The following is a 17,616-nucleotide window of genomic DNA, read 5'->3' as shown; positions in this document are numbered from 1 at the left end:
CGAGACGGTGCCCCCCGTGGGGCTCGAACCCACGACCTTCGGATTAAAAGTCCGCGGCTCATGCGTAGTCACCCCTCCGTGGATCGTTGTAATTGCGGGCAAAAGTCCACATCTTCGAGGGTGCGACAGCGGTTGCGGTAGCCGTACGGGTAGCCATTGCATGCGCCGCTCCAAGCGGGCGGGGTAGCCACGCGCCGAGCTCCCGCGCGCGTTGCGCCTCTGCAACAGAGTCGCGCCCCGCCCAGTATGACGGCTCACCCCTTGACTCTGCACCATATGACGTCATATACTAGGGGCATCGGGACGGACCCGATGGGAAGACCAGGAGGACGCGATGATCGCCTACCGCATCCAGAGCCGCAGCCGGGACATCGCCGACCTGCTCGACGCCGAGCAGCAGCTGTCCTTCCCCATGGACGGTGACGACGACCAGGTCCGCCACGGCGTGTCCGGCTGCGAGACCCTCGCCGACCTGGCGGCCTACATCGCCTGCTACGCCATCCAGGCGGGCGACCCCGTCCTCGTCGAGATCGAGGGCCCCGAGTCCGACGACGAGCCCTGCGACGCCGCCGACGGCGAGGTCCTCATCCTCCCGACCCGCGCCTCCATCATCGAGGACGACGAGGCGTTCTTCACCCTCGTGTCCGACCTGGTGGACCTGCACTGAGAGCAGGGGCTGACCTGCTCTGACCTGCGGGACATCGCCGCCGACCGCATCTGACCAACCCCCGGGGAGGGCGATCCACACGCCCACCCCCTCCCACCGACGCCGAGAGGACGCACATGACCGCCACGACGACCGCCTACGAGCACGAGGCCGTGAGCGAGGACATCGGCTGGAGCGTCCTCGTTCTCCGCCAGGCGATCCGCCACTACGACCTCCGAGCCTTCTTCTACGGGCGGCGATTCACCCAGACGGGCGACGCCAGCTACGAGGCCCTCCAGGCGGAGGCCGCGGACACCGCCGACCACTACCGGGTCACGCTCGCCGGCATCATCCGCGAGCGCGGGCCGTGGGCGCCGGTGCTCATCTGACCGAACCCCCGGGAGGGGCGGGCGCGTGGCCCGCCCCTCCCGCCATCACCACGCGCCCCACCGGGGCGCAGGAAGGAGACAGGACATGAACCCCGCATCCAAGGGTGACATCGCGGCTGCTCTGCGGCGCTGCGAGGACGCCCGCGCCGCCCTCGACGCCGCCGCCGCCGAGCACAGGGAGGCCATGATCGACGCCCTCGACGCCGGCGCCCCGAAGTACCGCGTCGCCGACGCGGCGGGGGTGACGCCCCAGACGGTCTACGGGCTCCTGGGATGGAAGCGGACCCGGTCGTGACCGGACGGTAATGCGTCGACCTCTTGCGACCGCACCATATGACGTCATATGCTAGTGGTGTCGGGACGGACCGACACACAATCGAAAGGACCACCAAATGAACCCCACCTACATCACTCGCCAGGACGCCATCGAGCGCGAGATCATCGCGGTCCTCGACGCCGCCGGCGGCGAGACCAGCAGCAGCGACTACGACGTCGAGGCCATCGCCGACGAGGTCCTCGAGGCTGTTGGCCAGGGCGTCAACTACGGCTACACCGTCGCCGTCAGCGAGGACGAGTACTGGGCCGCCGTCGCCCGGCACGCGATCGTGACGGATGAGCAGCCTGCGGAGGCGACCGACAGGACGGCCGCCGCCCTGTCCGACCCCGCCGTCGCCCGGGCCCTTGAGGGCCCGGTCCGCCTCGCGTGGTCGGGTCCCGCCGTGGGTGACACCTACCAGGTCGGTGCGGCCGGCACCGACCGCGACGAGTGGGCTGTCACGCTCGAGGTGGCGGACCCCGACGACACGGACTCCTGGGTTGCCGTCGAGAGCATCAGCTCCATTCCCCCGGGGTGCTTCCCCGGGCACTGGGACGACGTCTTCACCGACGGCTTCACCGGGGCCCAGGGTGACCCCACCACCCCCGAGCTCTACGCGGCGGCTGAGGACCGGCTCCTCGCACGCCTCGGCATCAGCCGTGACCGGCTCTCCGAGACGGTCACCCCGTGGTGAGACACGACAATGAGGCCCCCGCACCACGGATGGTGCGGGGGCCTCACTCGATTGGTGTCACACCCTCAGGGGGAGGACGGTGTTCGGGGCGGAGCAGATCGCGCCGGCAGCGCCGCGCGCCCACCCGGTCTCGACCTGCTCCCGGCTGCCCGGGATGTGCGCGACGACGGGCTTCCCGGTCGCGGTCAGCGCCTGCCACACCTCGGCGGGCGCGTCCCACTCCATCGACAGCACGTCGATATCTGAGTTGGTGAGCATCGCCTGGTACCAGGCCTCACCCGCTGACGCGGCGTAGGCGTACGCCCACGTACGGAAGCCTCGCTCTCGCCACAGGCGGAAGAGCCAGTCGGCGTCGCCGGCGAACTTCAGCAGCACCCGGCCCCGATAGGGGGCGAGCAGCTCGAGGTACTCGTCCAGCCGGTCGCCGGCCCGGTACTTCGGGTCGAACACGACCGTGTGCGTGCCCCCGTAGGTGGCCAGGAGCCAGTCGAGGGTGACCGGCCGCGCCGACTCCGGGAGCGCCGCCTGGACCTGCTCCCAGGTGAGCGTCGCCGGGTCGACGTCGCCGCCACCCAGGCGCGCCATCGTGCGGTCGTGGTGGCCGATCCACACGCCATCCAGCGTGCGGGCCGCCGAGAACTCCAGGGCCGGGCACCCGTGCGCGACGGCCTGGGTGTAGGCGCGGGCGGTGTGCTCGACCCACGACTGTGAGCCGCCACGATGGGCGACCACGAACCGCGGCGCGGCCAGGAGCGCGTCCACAGTAGGTGCTCCGGAGGGCATCACACCGGCGCGGGTCACCGGCACCTCCCGGGCCCCGTCCCACACGGACACCGTCGCACGCTGGCCGTCGACCTCAGCCCACGGCAGCGCCTCCTCGGCTACCAGCCGGACCGCCGCCCACGCCTGCGGCCCCGTCACCCCTACGGGGGCGGCCGACACGATGCCGGCCCGCAGCGACGACCACGACGCCGCCGTCGACGCCTCACCCGCGATGACCACGGGATCGGCCGGCCACTCGGTGAGCGCCGTCGCCGATGTCGCGTGCTGCTGCGAGACCAGCAGGGTCGGGCCGTCAACCGCCGGGACCGCCCCGGCCCACGCGGTGAGCGTGTGCGACACGATCCCGGACAGGATGATGAGAGCGCCCCGCTGGCGGGCCGCGTCGGTGGCGTTGTCGGACCACCACTGCACGCCCTGTGTCTCGGACGGGTCCGTCACGACACGGGAGGCGATGTAGCCCGAGCGGCCGCCGGCCGAGCCGGTGTGCTGCCCGGTCCACCCCTCCGGTGGTCTGGCTGCGGTGTCCCCGAACTGGGAGCACATGACGATCAGGGCCAGGTCACCCGCCTGCGACACCGCCGACAGGGCGTTGAAACTGCCCTCGTTGGCTTTCACGGTCGCCACCGCGTGGGACCGCACCGTCACCGCCACTGGTCACGCCCCCGTACGGATGACGACCGCGCCCGACGGCGTGCCCGCAGGGAGGTCGGCGCCCTCGGGCAGGACCACCATCCCCGCCCCGGACACGGCCGCGGCCGGCCGGGTGTACGGGATACCGAGCACGCCACCGACCAGGGCGGCGTGCTCCTGGTGCCCCGCGACCGTGAAGTGCAGGTCGTCCGTGGCGAGCAGTCCGCCCAGGTCGTTGGTCGGCAGAGACGTGGCCGCATAGTGCTCAGCGGTGTCCGCGAAGACCACACGGTCACCCCTCGAGCTGACGACCTCCCTCATGACCGCCCGGTACTCGGCCCACGAGTGCGCGCGGCCGCGCATCGTGGCCGCCTCCCACGCCGACAGCACGACCACGACCGTCGTCGTGCTCGCGCCCAGGGCCGCGTCCACAGCCCGCGTGAGCCCCCGCCGGTAGACGTCGAGGCTGACACCGGTCAGGCAGTCGTTAACGCCTACCTGGATGGTCACGACATGGGGCTGGAAGCGTGCGGCCAGAGCCACCAGGGGATCCGGGAGGAACGTGCCGGCGGTCGAGCCGCCGAAGCCATGGTTGACCCACTGCACCCCAGTGGCGGCGGGCTGGAGCGTCGTCGACGCCGTGACCGAGTCGGCGGGCATCCGCTGCGCCGGCGAACCGCACGCGGCCCTCGACAGCAGCGACGGCCACGAGTTGACCCCGCCGGTGCCTGCGCTGGTGCCGTCAGTCTGGGAGTCACCCCACGACATGACACGCACCGGCGTCGTGGCCTGCGCCGGCCACAGTGCCGCCACGGACGGCACCGGCTGGAACGGCGGGGTCTGGAAGCGCCATGCGGGGTCGCCCGCGAGCGCGTCGACCGCCACCGGGACCTCCCGGCTCCCGTCCCAGTACGTCAGGTGGTGCGGGCGGTCGACGGCCTCGATGACCGGCGGGACCTCCCCGGGGATGGGGTCGGCCTCCGGCCACTCCAGGGTGATGGACGTGACGGTCCCCTGGGGGAGGCTCATCACGACGAAGAGCTCGATGTTGTCGCCGCCGCCGAACTTGCTCCGGGCGGTCTCCAGATGGGTCGCCGTGATCGGGACCTTGACGTCGAAGGGGCCGGTCTTGAGGGCCGGCCAGCCGAAGACCGTATCGCTGCCGGGGGTCGCGTAGCCCGTGCCGGTGGCGCGGTCGAGGCCGGCGAAGCGGGGGGCGGGGGTCCCGTCCGCCGTCGCCATGTTCTCGCCGACGATCCGCAGGTACGCGGACCCGTCGGTGGGGACCGACGAGAGGGGCACGCCCACGTCGGTCGTGGCGGGCGACCCAGACGTGTCGGACGCCCCCCGGAATGAGCGGATGAACTGGCCCGCCGCCGTCGTGGTGATCGTCGATGTGGCGTCGGCGTCGTAGGTCCACTTCGCCGACGCCTGGGAGGCGTAGCGCCAGCCGGTCGGCCAGGCGATCGCTGTTTTCGTCGCCATCACGCGCCTCCTCGGATGATCAGGCCCGCGGGCGTGCCCTCCGGCACGTCCTCGTCGTCGGCCAGTGTCAGCATCGCGCCCCCTGCGCCGGGCGGACCCGGCTCACCGGGCGGGCCAGCCGGGACGGCTGCGACCGCCCGAGCGATCGCAGCGTCCGTACCAGCCCTCGTGTAGGCGGTCACGCTCACGGAGCATCGCCTCCTGTCGTCTCGATGGTGTAGGTCAGGCCGTCCTCGGACAGGACGGCCATGTCGGTAGTGAAGAGCTCGCCGTCGACGGCGGCGGGCTGCACGTACGTCAGGCCGTCCGCTGAGACGACGACGGCGCCCGTGTGCCCCTGGTCCGTGCTCAGACCGAGCAGCCAGCCCAGCGACACTGTCCCGTCGGCGGGCAGGGTCACGCCGGCCCGCCGGACCACGACGGTCCCCAGGCACGCCGTCACGTCCCAGACCACCCCAGCGGGCGCCAGGACCTCTAGGTCCAGGCGCCCGCCGGCGTCGAGGGCGGCGGTCACCGGCGCGGCCACCACCAGGTCGCCGGCCGACACCGCTACCGGCGGCGACGGCTCCAGCCGCACCCACCCCGGCAGCGGCACCCCAGCAGGGGAGACCACGCTCCCCACGATGCGCGTCATACCTCACCCCTGCTCATCGCTGTCGTCGTCAATGTCAGTGGCCGCGCGCCACCACCGGGGGAGCACGGACTCGATGACCGTCGGCGGCGCACCATGCTCGATCGCGAGCCGGGCCACGGCCGCTAGGGCGATCTGCATATCCGCGATCCTGCGGAGCAGCCGCTCACCCTCGGTCTCCTGGGCGCGCCGCTCACGACGCGCCTCACGTCCTCGCGCGATCAGGGCCTGCGCGAGAGTGGTCGCCAGGGACGACGTCGCCACTGCGATGACGACTGTCACCCATGCTGGCATCACTCGGCTGCCTCCTCTCGCTCGATGGCCCTGGTGATCGCGTCATCTGTCAGGACGACCTCTACGGCGGCCCGCCGCTGCGAGCGCCGTAAAGGCGTGTCCGGCTCATGACCGGGCGTCCACCGCATCGGCCACACCCGCGCCATGCGCACGCACAGCATCAGGCACATCGCGACGGTCAGCAGCGTGGGGTACCCGATCCAGTGGTCTGTGGAGATCACCCGGATCATGTCGACGACGGCGATCGTGCCCAGCCCGACGGCGGACAGGCCGAGTGCCGGCCCCTCCAGCCATGCCGCGCCGGTCCACGCCGCTGGCACACCGAGCACGCCGCCCCCGATGAGGACCACGCACCCGAGGACGACGTCGGGGGGAGTGACCCGTGGGGAGGCCAGGATGGTGCCGCCCATGACCACGAGACACAGGTAGGTGATGATCATGAGCGCGGTCACCACCCGCGGCTCGTGCAGGGTGTCCCACACCCGTCCTGGCCACCCCATGGTGTCAGCCCTCGGTGGCGGTGGCGATCGCGGTATCCGCGTGCCGCGGGTCAGCGACCGAGGTCAGGACCGACAGGACGGCCGCGGTGGCGGTCACGCCGAGGGCCTGCGCCCAGTCGAGCTCCCAGATCACCGCGCCCGGGACGACCAGGGCGGCGAGAGTCTGGGCAGCAGTCTTGAGGGCGCGCTCGGCCGCACCGGCCGCCCAGGTCTTCGTGTACGCGGTCATGTCAGTTCTCCTTGGTGGTGGTGGTGATTCCGGCCGCGCGCGCGGCGCGGGCCTCAGCTGAGAGGGCCTCGACGGCCTTGGTGGCGGCCGTGGCCTCGTTGATGGCGCGGCCCTGGTTCGTGGTGGCCCACGCCACCTCGGTGCGCAGGGACGTGGTGCCCTTGGCACCGCCGGCGCGCGCGATGGGCTCATCGAGAACTGCCTTGGCGGTCGCCGCAGCGACTCCCGCGATGGCGGTGCCGAGGTCGGTAGCCGCCTTCTCGGCGGCCGTGGCCGCGTTGATCCCCCGCCCCTGGTTCGCCGTCATCCAGGCGATCTCCGTGCGGAGCGTGGTCGTCCCCGTCGGGCCTCCCTGGCGCTTGATCGGGGTATCCAGGATGGTGTCTGCGATCTCTCGCGCAGTGGGCATGTCGTCCTCCTCTGTCGTGATGGTGTCTGCCGGCGGCCGCAGGATGTGCGTCCACCGGGAGCTGGCGGTGTCCGGGTGACCCCAGTAGCCGATGATGCGGGTCTCGCCCCCGGTCTGGTCACCTGGCGTCCCGCCGAGGGTCGCCCCCCGCTCGTTGATCCACGCCTCAGCGACCAGAGAGGTACCGATACCGCGGATATCGCCCACGTACATCGCGACGTGACCAGGCTCCTTGAGCAGCACGTCCCCGGCGTGCAGGGATGCCCCCCTCGACCACGGGATGCTCTGGTATCCGGCGGCGGTGAGGATGCCCCTCAGGTTCCCGGTCCAGGCGTCAGGCCGGTAGGCAGGCAGGTAGCCGGCCCGCCACGCGGCGTAGGCGATGCTGGATGAGCAGTCCGCGTCGACCGCGGACCCCGGGGACGTCACGAGACGCGTGATCGAGTGCCGCGCACTCCCCTGGGAATAGCCCACATTCCGGTTGACCATCGCATCAACCATGTAGTTGATGGAATCCTGAATCCGTCCCATCCTCCTCCTTCCATAGGTAAACCCCGCGCCCGAATGGCACGAGGGACGAATGTGATTGTCGGGGCCGGTCAGTAGGCGGCGACGCGCTCCACCGACAAGCCCGCAACCTTGCGGTCGACCGACGTCGCGATATCCTGACGATTCCGCAGCTCTACGGTGTTACCAGCCTGGAGCTCGGTGACAAATGAAAGCGCGAAGCCGACATAGTCTGCGCCCGACGGCGCGGCACCCTCGACCGACCGCCCATCCATCGACCCATTCGTCGCCACACCGACACCGAGGCGGCCGGTCGACGCCGACGGGCACGTCGTCTTGATGAAAGCCTCGATTCGATAGAGCCCCTTATAAGGGACGACGAATCCTGATCCGTTCCATGTCACTCCACCAACACGAATAGGAGAGGCTGTCTGCCACGCGACCGGATACCACGCATTGGCCGCAAGTGCTGCGGTGCCGGCCCACGCGATCTGGCCGGCGACCTGGTCGGGTGCGTAGGCCCATGCGGAGCCGTCCCAGTGGGCGGTCGCTCCGATGTCGGTGCGGCGGACCGTGAGGACGCTGGACGGTGAGGGGGGTATGCCGGCGTCTGTGAGCGCCCGCACGAGCTGGTTGGCGGCGTTGAGTGACCCGGCGGTGGCGACCGACGGGATCGACAGAGACAGGTCGAGGAGTGACTGCCTGGACGCCTGGTCCGTGCCCTCGGGGACGCGATGGCCGCGGGCGTCGGTGATGGTCATGCCGTGTCTCCTGTCTCGGCCGGCACGTCAGCCGGCTCGTCGTCTGTGATGGTTGTCGTCATGTCGGCGATGAGCTCCGCGAGGGTCGACTCGTGCCATGTGGTGTGCAGCCAGATGTCGGCTATGACCGACCCGCATATCGGGCACACGCTCCACCCGCCGGCGCTCATGCGAGCGCCTCATAGGTCAGGGCCAGGGACATCGACGCCCCCGTCCCGTGGACGGCCCCATAGCTGGCACCGACGAGAGCCAGCCCCCGGCCGGCCATCAGCCCGCCCGCGAGCGCGGTGATGTCGACCTGTGCGGTGGCGGTGCCGGTGATGGTGACGCCGGCGGTTGTGCCTGAGGGGGCGGGGCCGGCGGTGGTCTTGTCGGCGCACTGGATGATGGCGGTCCAGCTTCCGCGGTTGGAGCCGTTGCCTGTGAGGGTGAGGGTGGCGCGTGTGATCTTGGATGCTGCCAGGGCGGTGATGCGCTGGCCGTAGGTGGCGAGGCCGGTGCGGGGGATGCCGGCGAGGGCGCCCTGGTAGAGGTCGGTGCGGCCGCCGTAGCGGCCGATGTTGAGTCGGTCCCATCCCTGGCCGGCTGTCCAGGTGCCTGACCACTCGGGGGTGACTGTGGCCGTGCGGACGACGGTCACCGGGTCCTCGCCCTGCGTGGGGGGGGCGGTGGATGCGCTCTCGAGTGGCTTGGTGGCGGGTCCGAGGACGTGGACGGGTCGGCCTGTGCCGGGGTCCATCAGGACGTGTGCTGTGGTGACGCCTGTCCAGACGGAGGCGGTGGCTGGGAGCTGGACGGGGTCGGCTCCGAGGATGGAGACGGAGACCTGGGTGCCGTCGGTGGATACGGCGGTGACCTCGGCGATCATTACCTGGGCTCGGTCGGCTCCGGAGCGTGGGGGCTCGTCCCGGGGGGCGGTGTCGAGGAGGTCGAGGACTCTCGTGCCGGCGGTCATCGTGACGTCACCTCCACGTCGGTGCGGGCGGTGCCCTCGTGGGTGAGGGGGATATCGACGGAGGCGACGACGCCGCGCATCCGTAGCGGGGCGGTGCCGGCGTCGGGGGAGACCCGGAGGTCGACGACCTCGTCGAGGCGTATGGACGGGTCGGGGGTGTGCTCGACCGGGATAGTCCAGGATCGTCGGACTGAGGTCTCGAGCATCGTCACAGCTGCGGACATCGCCGACCGGGGGGACGTGATCAGGGGGGATGAGAAGAACCTCGTGACGACGCCGTAGGGTCCGCTGGTGGCCATGGGGCCGGTCCGCTGGTCGACGACCGCCTGGAAGGTCGGCTGGCCGGAGTCTCCCTGCTGCTGGCCGCGGGCGACGACCCGGTTGTAGACCTTCTCCCGCGACTCGGTTCGCTTGGCGGCGATGACGGTGCCGCCCTCGCCGTCGGTCATCGTGCGGGACGGTGCGGCGCCCTCGTCGACGGGGGGGAGGACGTAGAGGACGCCGTCCCTGCCCTCCCGCAGGCGGGCGGGCCAGGCGTCGGCGATCTCGAAGAGGGCGTCGATGCGGGACTCGCCCCATGTCATCGACGTAGGGCACGCCCGGTCCGTCAGCCTCGGGTCGACGACGAGCCCCATGTGGCCGCCGAGCAGGCGGCGCATCTCCGAGGCCAGCGTCCCGCCGGCGCGCGGCACCGTCGGAGAGGTGAGCCGGTCCTCTTCGACCCGCTGGAGCAGGCTCTTCCCGGACACGGTCACCGTCCCGCGGGACACGTCCGATCCCGTCACCAGGAAGGCTCCGGCCGGCTCGGTGTGCCGCAGGCCCGTGACCAGCGACTCCACCTCGATCGTCACCCTGAGGACCTGTCCGAAGCAGGCCAGTGGGGACTCCGGGGTCGTCGGCGTGAAGTCGCGGGCCGGCTCGTCCTCAGAGACCGACCCCAGGCGGGGGACCGTCAGCGACAGCGTCCCCTGCACCTGCTGCGACGCCGACCACGACACCGACCCCGACACGACCGGCACCCGCCCCAGCCAGCGCGACCCCAGCCAGGAGTCCACGCGGGCGCCGTAGACGAAGCTGTCACTCAGCAGGTTCGCGGGGATCATCCCCCCACCTCCTGCCACAGCACACGATCGAACTCGTCCCAGGACATGCCCATGTCGTCGACCTGGTCCCACGTGCGCTCGGCGGCATCGAGCTGGTCCCACGTCGACGTCGGCACCACACGATCAGGCTCCGGCACCCCCACGACCGCGGCCTTGAGCGTCCACACGCGCTCCGCCGCGTCGAGGCGGTCAGCCCTCGAGTGCGACATGTCCGTGAGGACCAGGACCGTCACCAGCGGCACATCGCACAGGGACCGCGCGCACTGGAAGCACTTGGCAGGGTTGTGGAAGAGGATGTTGACCTGCGGGCGGGCGGCCACCGCCGCCATCGCCCTCGTGTGCTCCCCCTCGGTCCGGGCCGTCAGCGACAGTGTGCCCGCGCCCATCGCCGGCGCCATCACCACCACCGGTGTAGGGCGCCCCGGCACCTCGTGCACCGTCACCCTGCGATCTACCGCCCGGGCGTCCGCTCCCTGCCACAGCAGGTCCACCACGGACCCGCCCGTGACATCCGTGAGCAGCGACCGGCCCGACCAGCGGCGCACCACCGGCGCAGACACCGCGCTGGACGACGCCCCAGGCCCCCACGTCACCCTGTAGGTGACCGGGACGTTGACGGGGGCCAGGGAGTCACCCAGGACCACCTGGCCCCCGTCCGACACGCGCACCCCGGCGCGCACCGTCCACCTCGAGGATCCGGCCTCACCCGACACGGTGAAACGCTCACCGGCCGGGACCGTGCCGGCCTCGACGACGACCTGCACCAGGCGCGCCTGCCCGGCAGGCACAGAAGCGATGAGCCCCATCAGCGACCCCTCCCACGCAGCTGCTCAGCACGCCGGGACACCCCAGCCGCCACGACCTCGATGTGCGCATCGAGGGCCTCGCCGTCACCGATCACCAGCCGCACCTCCGCGCCGTCGAGCAGGTCCGCGGAGTTGACCCCCTGAGCCGCCAGCGACGAGACATCCCGCCACTGACGCGCGGTGAGCACAGCCTCACGGGCGCCGGTCTGGTTGACCGCAGCAGTCACACCCGGCGGCAGCCATCCGCCCCGGTCGTACTTCCTGCCGCCGTAGCGGCCCGCCGTCGGCGTCCCCCAGACCGCGGTCTCACGGACCGTCGTCCCCGGCTTGGGCGCCTCGACCATCCGCCCCAGCCCCGACACGATTGCCACGTGCCATGCCGGCGACCCCCAGAAAAGCAAGTCACCTGGAACCGCCGACCCCACCGACACCGGCGTTGAGCCCGCCTGGTATCCCGCGGCGGTGAGCCGCGGCCACCCAAGCCCGAGCTGCTGGGCCGACCAGTAGACCAGGCCCGAGCAGTCCACCCCCGGAGGGATCGAAGACCCACCCCAGATGTAGGGCACCCCGATGGCCTTCCGGGCGGCACCCACCAGGCCCGATGACGACCCCAGCCCCGACTCCTCGGTCTTGGTCTTGAAGATGTTCTTCAACGACTCAAAGAGAAGCGGCGGGACCGACTTCATGGCCTGAGCCCAGAATGACGACCCCATCTGTCCGAGGAGCGCCTTGGCGGGGGCGATCACCAGCTCAGCGACCGCACCGAGCGGGTCAGAGACGATGTCCGCGACCGCCGACGCCGTCGACGACACCCAGTCAGCCGCCGCCTCGAAAGTGTCCGAGACCGCGCCCCAGATGCCTCCGTCAGCGAAAGCCACCTGGCCGCGCCTGCGACCGAGGTCACCGATGTTCGCCAGGCCCCGCCCGCGCCACGCGTTGACGCGATCCAGCCAAGGCTTGCCACCGAGGGCGCGCAGCGCGTCCGGACGGATGATCCCCTCACCGCCCGACAGCTTCAGCGCACCACCACCATCCGGCGAATAGAAGTGATACACATCCCTGCCCGGGGTGTATCCCGGTGTCATCGTCTGCCACTGGCCGCCGGACGCGTACCCGGCGATCGCCTTCACGTCAGGCAGCCTCAAAGAGAGGCCGACCTTCTCCGCGATCGTGTCAAACGCCTTCTTAATACCGTCTTTATATACGGTATTAATGACGAAGTTGACCGGCTTCGCCGCGTATTCCTTGACCTTATCCATGGCAGCCTTCACGCCGTCACGGAAGTTGTCAAATCCGTTCTTCGCGTTGTCAATCGCCGACTTGATCTTCGGGAAGACCGTGTCCGACAGGAAATTGATCACCGTGGATATCGTCGTCGAAATGCCCTGGAACGCGGGCTGGACGACATTACGCCACAGCCACGTAATCACCGGGCCGATGACGTTCTGGAACATCCACTTCCAGCCCTCGAGGACCGGCTTGATGACGAAGTTCCAGGCGAACGATACGATCGCCCCGATACCCTGGAACGCGGGCTGGACGACATTCCTCCACAGGAACAGGAATATCGGCACCAGGACGCCCGTGATGAACGACCACAGCGCCGACAGCGCCGGGCCGATGATGTTCACCCACGCGGACTGGATGAATCCTGCGATCGCCGTCCACACGGGCTGGACCGTTCCCGTCCAGAAGGCCGACAGAGCGGGCGCCAGCGTCACCGTCACCCACGACCACAGCGCCGACAGCGCCGGGAGGATGTAGCTGTTCCAGGCCTCCGACACCGCCGCCGAGATCGCGGCCCACACGGGCTGGACGGTTCCCGTCCAGAAGGCCGACAGAGCGGGCGCCAGCGTCACCGTCACCCACGACCACAGCGCCGACAGCGCCGGCCAGATGACGTTCACCCAGGCGTCATGGATCGCCGTAGCCACCGTCTGCACGGCCGGCCAGATCACGTTGGACCACGCACTCGACACGCCCGGCGCGAGCACGTTCACGACCCAGTCCCATACCGCAATCGCGGCATCACGGACCCTGAAGAGGATGTCGACGAACGTCGAGTCCTCCTCCAAGCCGAAGATCGGCCCGGTGAAGTCACCCTTGAAGAGAATGTCAATGATCCCCTGGATGCCCGGCATGAGCGTCCCGGAAATCCACCCCCACACCGTCGCGATCGCCGGCTGGATCGTGTCCTCCCAGACCGCCTTCACTGCACGGCCCATCTCCTGGACCTTCAACCGGAAGTCCTCATTACGCTGGTAAAGCAGGATCAACCCCGTCACCAGGGCCGCAATAGCCGTGATGACAATACCAACGATATTCGCCTTCATCGCAGCATTCAGCCCATGCTGCGCAAGCGTGGTCGCCTGAATCCACGCCTTCACCTTCGTGAGGATCGAGAAACCCGTATACGCCGCAACCGCCACAGTCACGCCACCCGCGAGCGCGAGGATTTCCTGCTTGTGCTGCTTGATCCAGGTGAACGCGTTCTCGAAGCCTGTTGCGACCTCACCCATTGCGGTGGTGACGGCGGGCTTGACCCAGTCGATGAACTCCTTGAAGCCGGATACGAGGGTGGCCTGGAGGTTTCCGGCGGCGCCCTCGATGGTCTTCGTGGAGCGTGCTGCGGCTACGGCGGTCTCGTCGGAGCCGAGGCGGAGGACGGCGGCGTTGAACTCCTCGGCGGTGATCTCGCCCTTTTCGAGGGCCTCGCGGAAGTTTCCGGTGTAGGCGCCGGCCTCGAGGAGGGCCTGCTGGAGCTTGCCTGAGGCGCCGGGGATCGCGTCGCTGAGCTGGTTCCAGTTCTCGGTGGTGAGCTTGCCCTGGCCGGCGGTCTGGGTGAGGACCATCCCGACGGAGGAGAAGGTCTCGGCGGACCCGCCGGCTACGGCGTTGAGGTTTCCGGCGGCCTCGGCGAGCTGGTCGAAGCCGTCCACGCCGTTTGCGGCGAGCTGGCTCGTGATGCTCTGGATGTCGGCGAGGTCGTAGACGGTGGCGTCGGCGTACGCCTTCGCGGACTCTGTGAGGCGCTCGATGGTCGCGCCGTCGAGGCCCGCGAACTGCAACGTGGAGACGAACTTATCGGTGGCGTCTGAGGCGGTGATCGCCTCGGACGCGAAGCCGCCGATTCCGACGGCGGCCGCCATGGCGAGGAGCGGGCCGACGGCGGAGCGAACCATGCCGGACATGGCGGATGCGCCCCGGCCGGTGCCGGTCAGGGCGGTGTCGGCTTCCTTGGCCTCGCGCTCGGCCTTGTCGAGGCTGCGGGCGAGGTCGTCGAGGGCGGGGTCGGCCTGGGCGATCTCGCGCTTGGAGCGGCCGGTGGCGCGGGCCAGCTCGGTGACGGCCGTGTCGGCGCCCCGGCTGGCCTCCTCGAGCGTGCCGAGGGCTCGGGAGTGCTGCGCGGCGGCGTCGTCGGCGGCCTGGTTGGCCTTGGTGGAGCGCTCGACGGCGGCCTTGTGGGCGGCCTCAGCGCGGGCGACGTCGGCGGCGGACGTGGCGGAGCTCTGGCGGGCGCGGTTGAGCGTCTCCTCAGCGGAGGCGGCGGCCTTCGCGGCCGTCTCCTCCTCCTTGCGGGCGGCCTCCAGGCGGCCCGCGGCGGCCACGACCTCGTCCTGCGCGGCGGCGAGTGCCTTCCCGGCGGCGCGGGCCTCGGCCTCGAGGCGGGCGGTCGACTTGCCCAGCGGGTCAGCGACCGCGGCGGCGACGTCCTGGCCTGCCGAGCGGGCGGCGCGCGTGAAGCCGGCCGCGAAGCTGCGGCCGGCGTCCGCCCCGGCGGCCGGCATTGACCCCTTGACGTCGTCCGTGACCGCCTTGAAGAACCCCTTCATGGAAGGGACTACGTCAACGAAGACGGTGCCAGCCTTGAAAGCCCCGGCCATGGGGCACCACCACCCTCCCGTGTGCTGGTGCCCCACGACCGGGGCCTATCCGTCGTGTGTCACATGGCCCACGGCGTCATCGCGGCGATGACATCGTGGGCCGCGGCGAGCGTGCGCTCCTCACGGACCCGCTCAACCTCGGCGGCTACCGCCGTGACGGGCCGCGGGTAGCGCTCGTCGCCACCGAGGGCGGAGACGATGAGGTCGAAGATGTCCTGGAGGACCACCACGACGGGCGTCTGCCCGACCAGCGACCCACCCACCTCCGCCTCGTCGTCCTCGGCGTCCTCAGAGGCGATGACCGCCTCAGCGAGCGCCTCGACCCGGGACCGATCCGAGTCGTTGAGGATCGCCGAGACCGTCCGTGAGGACGCCGGCAGCCCATCGATGAGCGCCAGGAGGAACGTCCACCGCCGCTGCCGGAACAGGGCGGGGGCGTCCCACCCCCGGTCTGCGAGGTCCTGGGTGACCTGCCTCTCGTGCCGTGTCAGGCAGTCGCAGAGGCGCCGCCTTCCCCCTGGTCACCCAGGAAGGACCCGTAGTGCTCCTGGACCGTCTTGAGGAGTGCACTGGCCTGGCGGGCGGTGAGGTTCTCGAGCAGGGCCTCGGCGTCGTCCGCGTCCAGCCACCGGCGGAAGATGCCAGAAAGGGACTGCGTGGACTCCAGGTCCGCGGCGAAGGCCTCGAGGTCCTCGACGCGCATCTCCATGGGGTCCGGGAAGCTGATCCGCCGGGAGCCGATCCCGAAGGTGAACGGCTCCGGGGCGGCCGCCGCGTCCATCTTCTCGAGGGCGGCCAGGGTCAGGGTGGGCTTGACATCGCTCATAGTGGTCTCCTGAGTCGTCAGTTGGTGGTTGGTCACGCCTCAGCGGCGGGCTTCGGGGCGGGCTTGGCGGCCGGCTTCGGGGCCGGCGTCTTGTCGACGTCGGCCTTGACGGCAGGGGACGCCTCCGTGGCCTCCTCCCACCCGGAGACGCGCAGGGTGGCGATCTCCGCGGGAGCGTCGGTGACCCGCTCCAGGGTCACCTCCATGCCAGTGGCGTCCCTGATCGTCTTGGTGAATCGGGTCATGTCTGGTCCTCTCATCGCGATGTGTTCGTGGTCTCTGTGCGGTCTCCCATGGGTGGGTGCCGCCCTGGCAGCGGGGAGACCATCCGCTGCCAGGGCGACGTCATCACTCGGCGCGCGTGAAGCCGATGGCGTCCAGGTGCCGGCCCGCGGCCGTGCCACCGAGGTAGTGCCTGCACGGCGTGCCGACCTCGTTGTCCGTGAAAACAGACAGCTCCAGGTCGAATTTCACGGCCTCGTCGGGCTTCCACGCCTCCTCGGGGATCGTGGAGAGCTTCACGCGCGGGAAACCGCGGCCGACGATCCACTCGTCATCGGCCGGCCCGTCGGCCATGACCGCGATGAGGCGGAGCTCCTCGATCGCCGGCAGGGGCGCCTCATCGAAAACGACCTCCGCGGTCGTCTTGTCCGCCTTCAGGGCCGACAGGTCTACCCCGTAGACGAGCTCCTGGAGGTTCTTCCTGAAAGGCTCCAGGACCGTGAACTTGATCGTGCGGGGGGCCTTCACGATGTCGGTGCGGACCGCCTCCAGGTAGCCCAGAGCCTCGACCTCCTCGATCGAGACGTCCGTCGAGACCGTGAAGCCATCCTTGGTCATCATCCCCACCGGCCACCAGCCGGCCGGCAACTCGGTCAGCTGACCGGCACCCTCCGTGATCGCCGTGGGGAGGTCCACCGTCCGGGGCGCCATGAACACAATGACGTTCAGGCCCTTCCGGATGTTGACATCCTTGTTGTGCTTCTTCTTCTGCGCCTCAATAGTCGTCGCAGCCATTCTTTTGTCCTTTCGTTCAGTGTCGAGGTCGATATGTGATGTCGAGGGTGACAGGCACGACCTCGACCGTCTCGAAATAGGGGCGCACGCCGCCCACCTGCGTCACCGTCACGGCGTCGACATACCCCTCCGACGACGCGAGCGGCTTGTCGTCGACGGCGTCGACCAGCAGCTCAGCCAGCGCCTGCGCGCCCGCCTCACCCCGTGCCGACGGCGTCACCGCGTACACGTCGACCGCCACGGTCGACGTCCGGTCGATGTCACCCAGGGCGGACGACACCAGGGACACATGCACCAGAGGCATCGGCCCCGACGTGAAACTGGGGTCGAGGACGCGCGTTGTAGGTACCCCCGTCGCCTCGGTCACGGCCTCACGGACCGCCTCGACAGGGTCAAGCCACCTGCTCACCGGCGCCGCCCCCCTCGAGCGGCCCGAGCCGCCTTCGTCGCCGCCAGCTCACCCAGGACGTGCGCCCCAGGCACAGCACTGCGGACACCCCCCGCGCCAGTGGCCTTCCCGGACATGTGCCCGAACTCGGTCGCCGCCGCGTGCGGCGCGTCCGTTGTCACCCGACCAGACGCCCTCCGGGACGCCCGGCCACGAGCGACGACCGTCGCCACCGTCGACTCCACGGAGAACGAGGACGCCAGCTGGCCGGTGCGCCGCGGTGACCTGCGCGCCGCCTCAGCAGCCACGTCCTGGCCAGCGGCCAGCATCGCCGCCTGCATCGGCTGAGACACCATCAGCGCC

The 17,616-nt window shown here is 70.3% G+C and carries 23 protein-coding genes; 4 read left to right on the top strand and 19 right to left on the bottom strand.

Translation table 11 applies throughout. The annotated features are described in order from the left end of the window. The first annotated feature begins 334 nt into the window (after window positions 1–334). The 4 genes from Q4C85_RS08725 to Q4C85_RS08710 all read left to right on the top strand — a co-directional run bounded on the left by Q4C85_RS08725 (window position 335) and on the right by Q4C85_RS08710 (window position 2,045). The gene (locus Q4C85_RS08725; protein WP_303141356.1) at window positions 335–667 is read left to right on the top strand and encodes a hypothetical protein; all 333 of its coding nucleotides are present in this window, start codon (window positions 335–337) and stop codon (window positions 665–667) included. Window positions 668–783: 116 nt separating this feature from the next. Further along, the gene (locus Q4C85_RS08720) at window positions 784–1,035 is read left to right on the top strand and encodes a hypothetical protein (RefSeq protein WP_303141355.1); all 252 of its coding nucleotides are present in this window, start codon (window positions 784–786) and stop codon (window positions 1,033–1,035) included. An 85-nt stretch (window positions 1,036–1,120) separates the two neighbouring features. Further along, on the top strand, window positions 1,121–1,330 hold the full coding sequence (locus tag Q4C85_RS08715) for a hypothetical protein (RefSeq protein ID WP_303141354.1): 210 nt from the start codon (window positions 1,121–1,123) through the stop codon (window positions 1,328–1,330). Window positions 1,331–1,427: 97 nt separating this feature from the next. Continuing rightward, on the top strand, window positions 1,428–2,045 hold the full coding sequence (locus Q4C85_RS08710) for a hypothetical protein (RefSeq protein WP_303141353.1): 618 nt from the start codon (window positions 1,428–1,430) through the stop codon (window positions 2,043–2,045). Window positions 2,046–2,102: 57 nt separating this feature from the next. Here the strand turns inward: Q4C85_RS08710 and Q4C85_RS08705 are convergent, their stop codons facing one another. From Q4C85_RS08705 to Q4C85_RS11815, 19 genes are all read right to left on the bottom strand, one after another. Beyond that, complete coding sequence (locus Q4C85_RS08705) at window positions 2,103–3,443, bottom strand: glycerophosphodiester phosphodiesterase family protein (protein ID WP_303141352.1); 1,341 nt, start codon at window positions 3,441–3,443, stop codon at window positions 2,103–2,105. A 39-nt stretch (window positions 3,444–3,482) separates the two neighbouring features. Further along, window positions 3,483–4,943, bottom strand: coding sequence for an SGNH/GDSL hydrolase family protein (locus Q4C85_RS08700; protein WP_303141351.1), 1,461 nt, complete (start codon window positions 4,941–4,943; stop codon window positions 3,483–3,485). A 184-nt stretch (window positions 4,944–5,127) separates the two neighbouring features. Further along, window positions 5,128–5,577, bottom strand: a complete 450-nt coding sequence (locus Q4C85_RS08695) for a hypothetical protein (protein WP_303141349.1) — start codon at window positions 5,575–5,577, stop codon at window positions 5,128–5,130. Window positions 5,578–5,580: 3 nt separating this feature from the next. Further along, window positions 5,581–5,868, bottom strand: coding sequence for a hypothetical protein (locus Q4C85_RS08690; protein ID WP_303141347.1), 288 nt, complete (start codon window positions 5,866–5,868; stop codon window positions 5,581–5,583). Then, window positions 5,868–6,368, bottom strand: coding sequence for a hypothetical protein (locus tag Q4C85_RS08685; RefSeq protein WP_303141346.1), 501 nt, complete (start codon window positions 6,366–6,368; stop codon window positions 5,868–5,870). Before Q4C85_RS08685 ends, Q4C85_RS08690 begins: the two co-directional genes overlap by 1 nt. 4 nt (window positions 6,369–6,372) lie before the next feature. Further along, a complete protein-coding gene (locus Q4C85_RS08680) occupies window positions 6,373–6,597 on the bottom strand; it encodes a holin (RefSeq protein WP_303141345.1) in 225 nt (74 codons plus the stop codon). A gap of 1 nt (window position 6,598) precedes the next feature. Then, a complete protein-coding gene (locus tag Q4C85_RS08675) occupies window positions 6,599–7,537 on the bottom strand; it encodes a hypothetical protein (RefSeq protein WP_303141344.1) in 939 nt (312 codons plus the stop codon). Window positions 7,538–7,605: 68 nt separating this feature from the next. Continuing rightward, window positions 7,606–8,274 carry a hypothetical protein gene (locus Q4C85_RS08670; protein WP_303141343.1) on the bottom strand — a complete coding sequence of 223 codons (669 nt, stop codon included), beginning with the start codon at window positions 8,272–8,274 and terminating at the stop codon, window positions 7,606–7,608. After that, on the bottom strand, window positions 8,271–8,444 hold the full coding sequence (locus Q4C85_RS08665) for a hypothetical protein (protein WP_303141342.1): 174 nt from the start codon (window positions 8,442–8,444) through the stop codon (window positions 8,271–8,273). Before Q4C85_RS08665 ends, Q4C85_RS08670 begins: the two co-directional genes overlap by 4 nt. Next, a complete protein-coding gene (locus Q4C85_RS08660) occupies window positions 8,441–9,229 on the bottom strand; it encodes a hypothetical protein (RefSeq protein WP_303141340.1) in 789 nt (262 codons plus the stop codon). Before Q4C85_RS08660 ends, Q4C85_RS08665 begins: the two co-directional genes overlap by 4 nt. Beyond that, window positions 9,226–10,332, bottom strand: a complete 1,107-nt coding sequence (locus Q4C85_RS08655) for a hypothetical protein (protein ID WP_303141339.1) — start codon at window positions 10,330–10,332, stop codon at window positions 9,226–9,228. The genes Q4C85_RS08660 and Q4C85_RS08655 overlap by 4 nt, the downstream gene beginning before the upstream one ends. After that, window positions 10,329–11,138, bottom strand: a complete 810-nt coding sequence (locus tag Q4C85_RS08650) for a hypothetical protein (protein ID WP_303141337.1) — start codon at window positions 11,136–11,138, stop codon at window positions 10,329–10,331. Before Q4C85_RS08650 ends, Q4C85_RS08655 begins: the two co-directional genes overlap by 4 nt. Continuing rightward, window positions 11,138–14,971 carry a tape measure protein gene (locus Q4C85_RS08645; RefSeq protein WP_303141336.1) on the bottom strand — a complete coding sequence of 1,278 codons (3,834 nt, stop codon included), beginning with the start codon at window positions 14,969–14,971 and terminating at the stop codon, window positions 11,138–11,140. Before Q4C85_RS08645 ends, Q4C85_RS08650 begins: the two co-directional genes overlap by 1 nt. 110 nt (window positions 14,972–15,081) lie before the next feature. Beyond that, window positions 15,082–15,285 (bottom strand): hypothetical protein, encoded by a 204-nt coding sequence (locus Q4C85_RS08640; RefSeq protein ID WP_126382432.1) that lies wholly within the window; start codon window positions 15,283–15,285, stop codon window positions 15,082–15,084. 224 nt (window positions 15,286–15,509) lie between these two features. Continuing rightward, window positions 15,510–15,848 (bottom strand): hypothetical protein, encoded by a 339-nt coding sequence (locus Q4C85_RS08635; protein WP_303141333.1) that lies wholly within the window; start codon window positions 15,846–15,848, stop codon window positions 15,510–15,512. 32 nt (window positions 15,849–15,880) lie between these two features. Then, on the bottom strand, window positions 15,881–16,093 hold the full coding sequence (locus tag Q4C85_RS08630) for a hypothetical protein (protein WP_303141331.1): 213 nt from the start codon (window positions 16,091–16,093) through the stop codon (window positions 15,881–15,883). Between the two features lie 103 nt (window positions 16,094–16,196). Next, window positions 16,197–16,865 carry a hypothetical protein gene (locus tag Q4C85_RS08625; protein ID WP_303141329.1) on the bottom strand — a complete coding sequence of 223 codons (669 nt, stop codon included), beginning with the start codon at window positions 16,863–16,865 and terminating at the stop codon, window positions 16,197–16,199. Window positions 16,866–16,881: 16 nt separating this feature from the next. Further along, entirely contained in the window at window positions 16,882–17,232 is a 351-nt protein-coding gene (locus Q4C85_RS08620; RefSeq protein WP_303141327.1) for a hypothetical protein, read from the bottom strand. Window positions 17,233–17,270: 38 nt separating this feature from the next. Further along, on the bottom strand, window positions 17,271–17,582 hold the full coding sequence (locus Q4C85_RS11815; protein ID WP_368501442.1) for an HK97 gp10 family phage protein: 312 nt from the start codon (window positions 17,580–17,582) through the stop codon (window positions 17,271–17,273). Window positions 17,583–17,616: the final 34 nt, after the last annotated feature.

It is taken from the genome of Actinomyces sp. (assembly GCF_030524025.1).
Taxonomy (GTDB): Bacteria; Actinomycetota; Actinomycetes; order Actinomycetales; family Actinomycetaceae; genus Actinomyces.
This window is presented reverse-complemented; position numbering and strand designations above follow the sequence as displayed.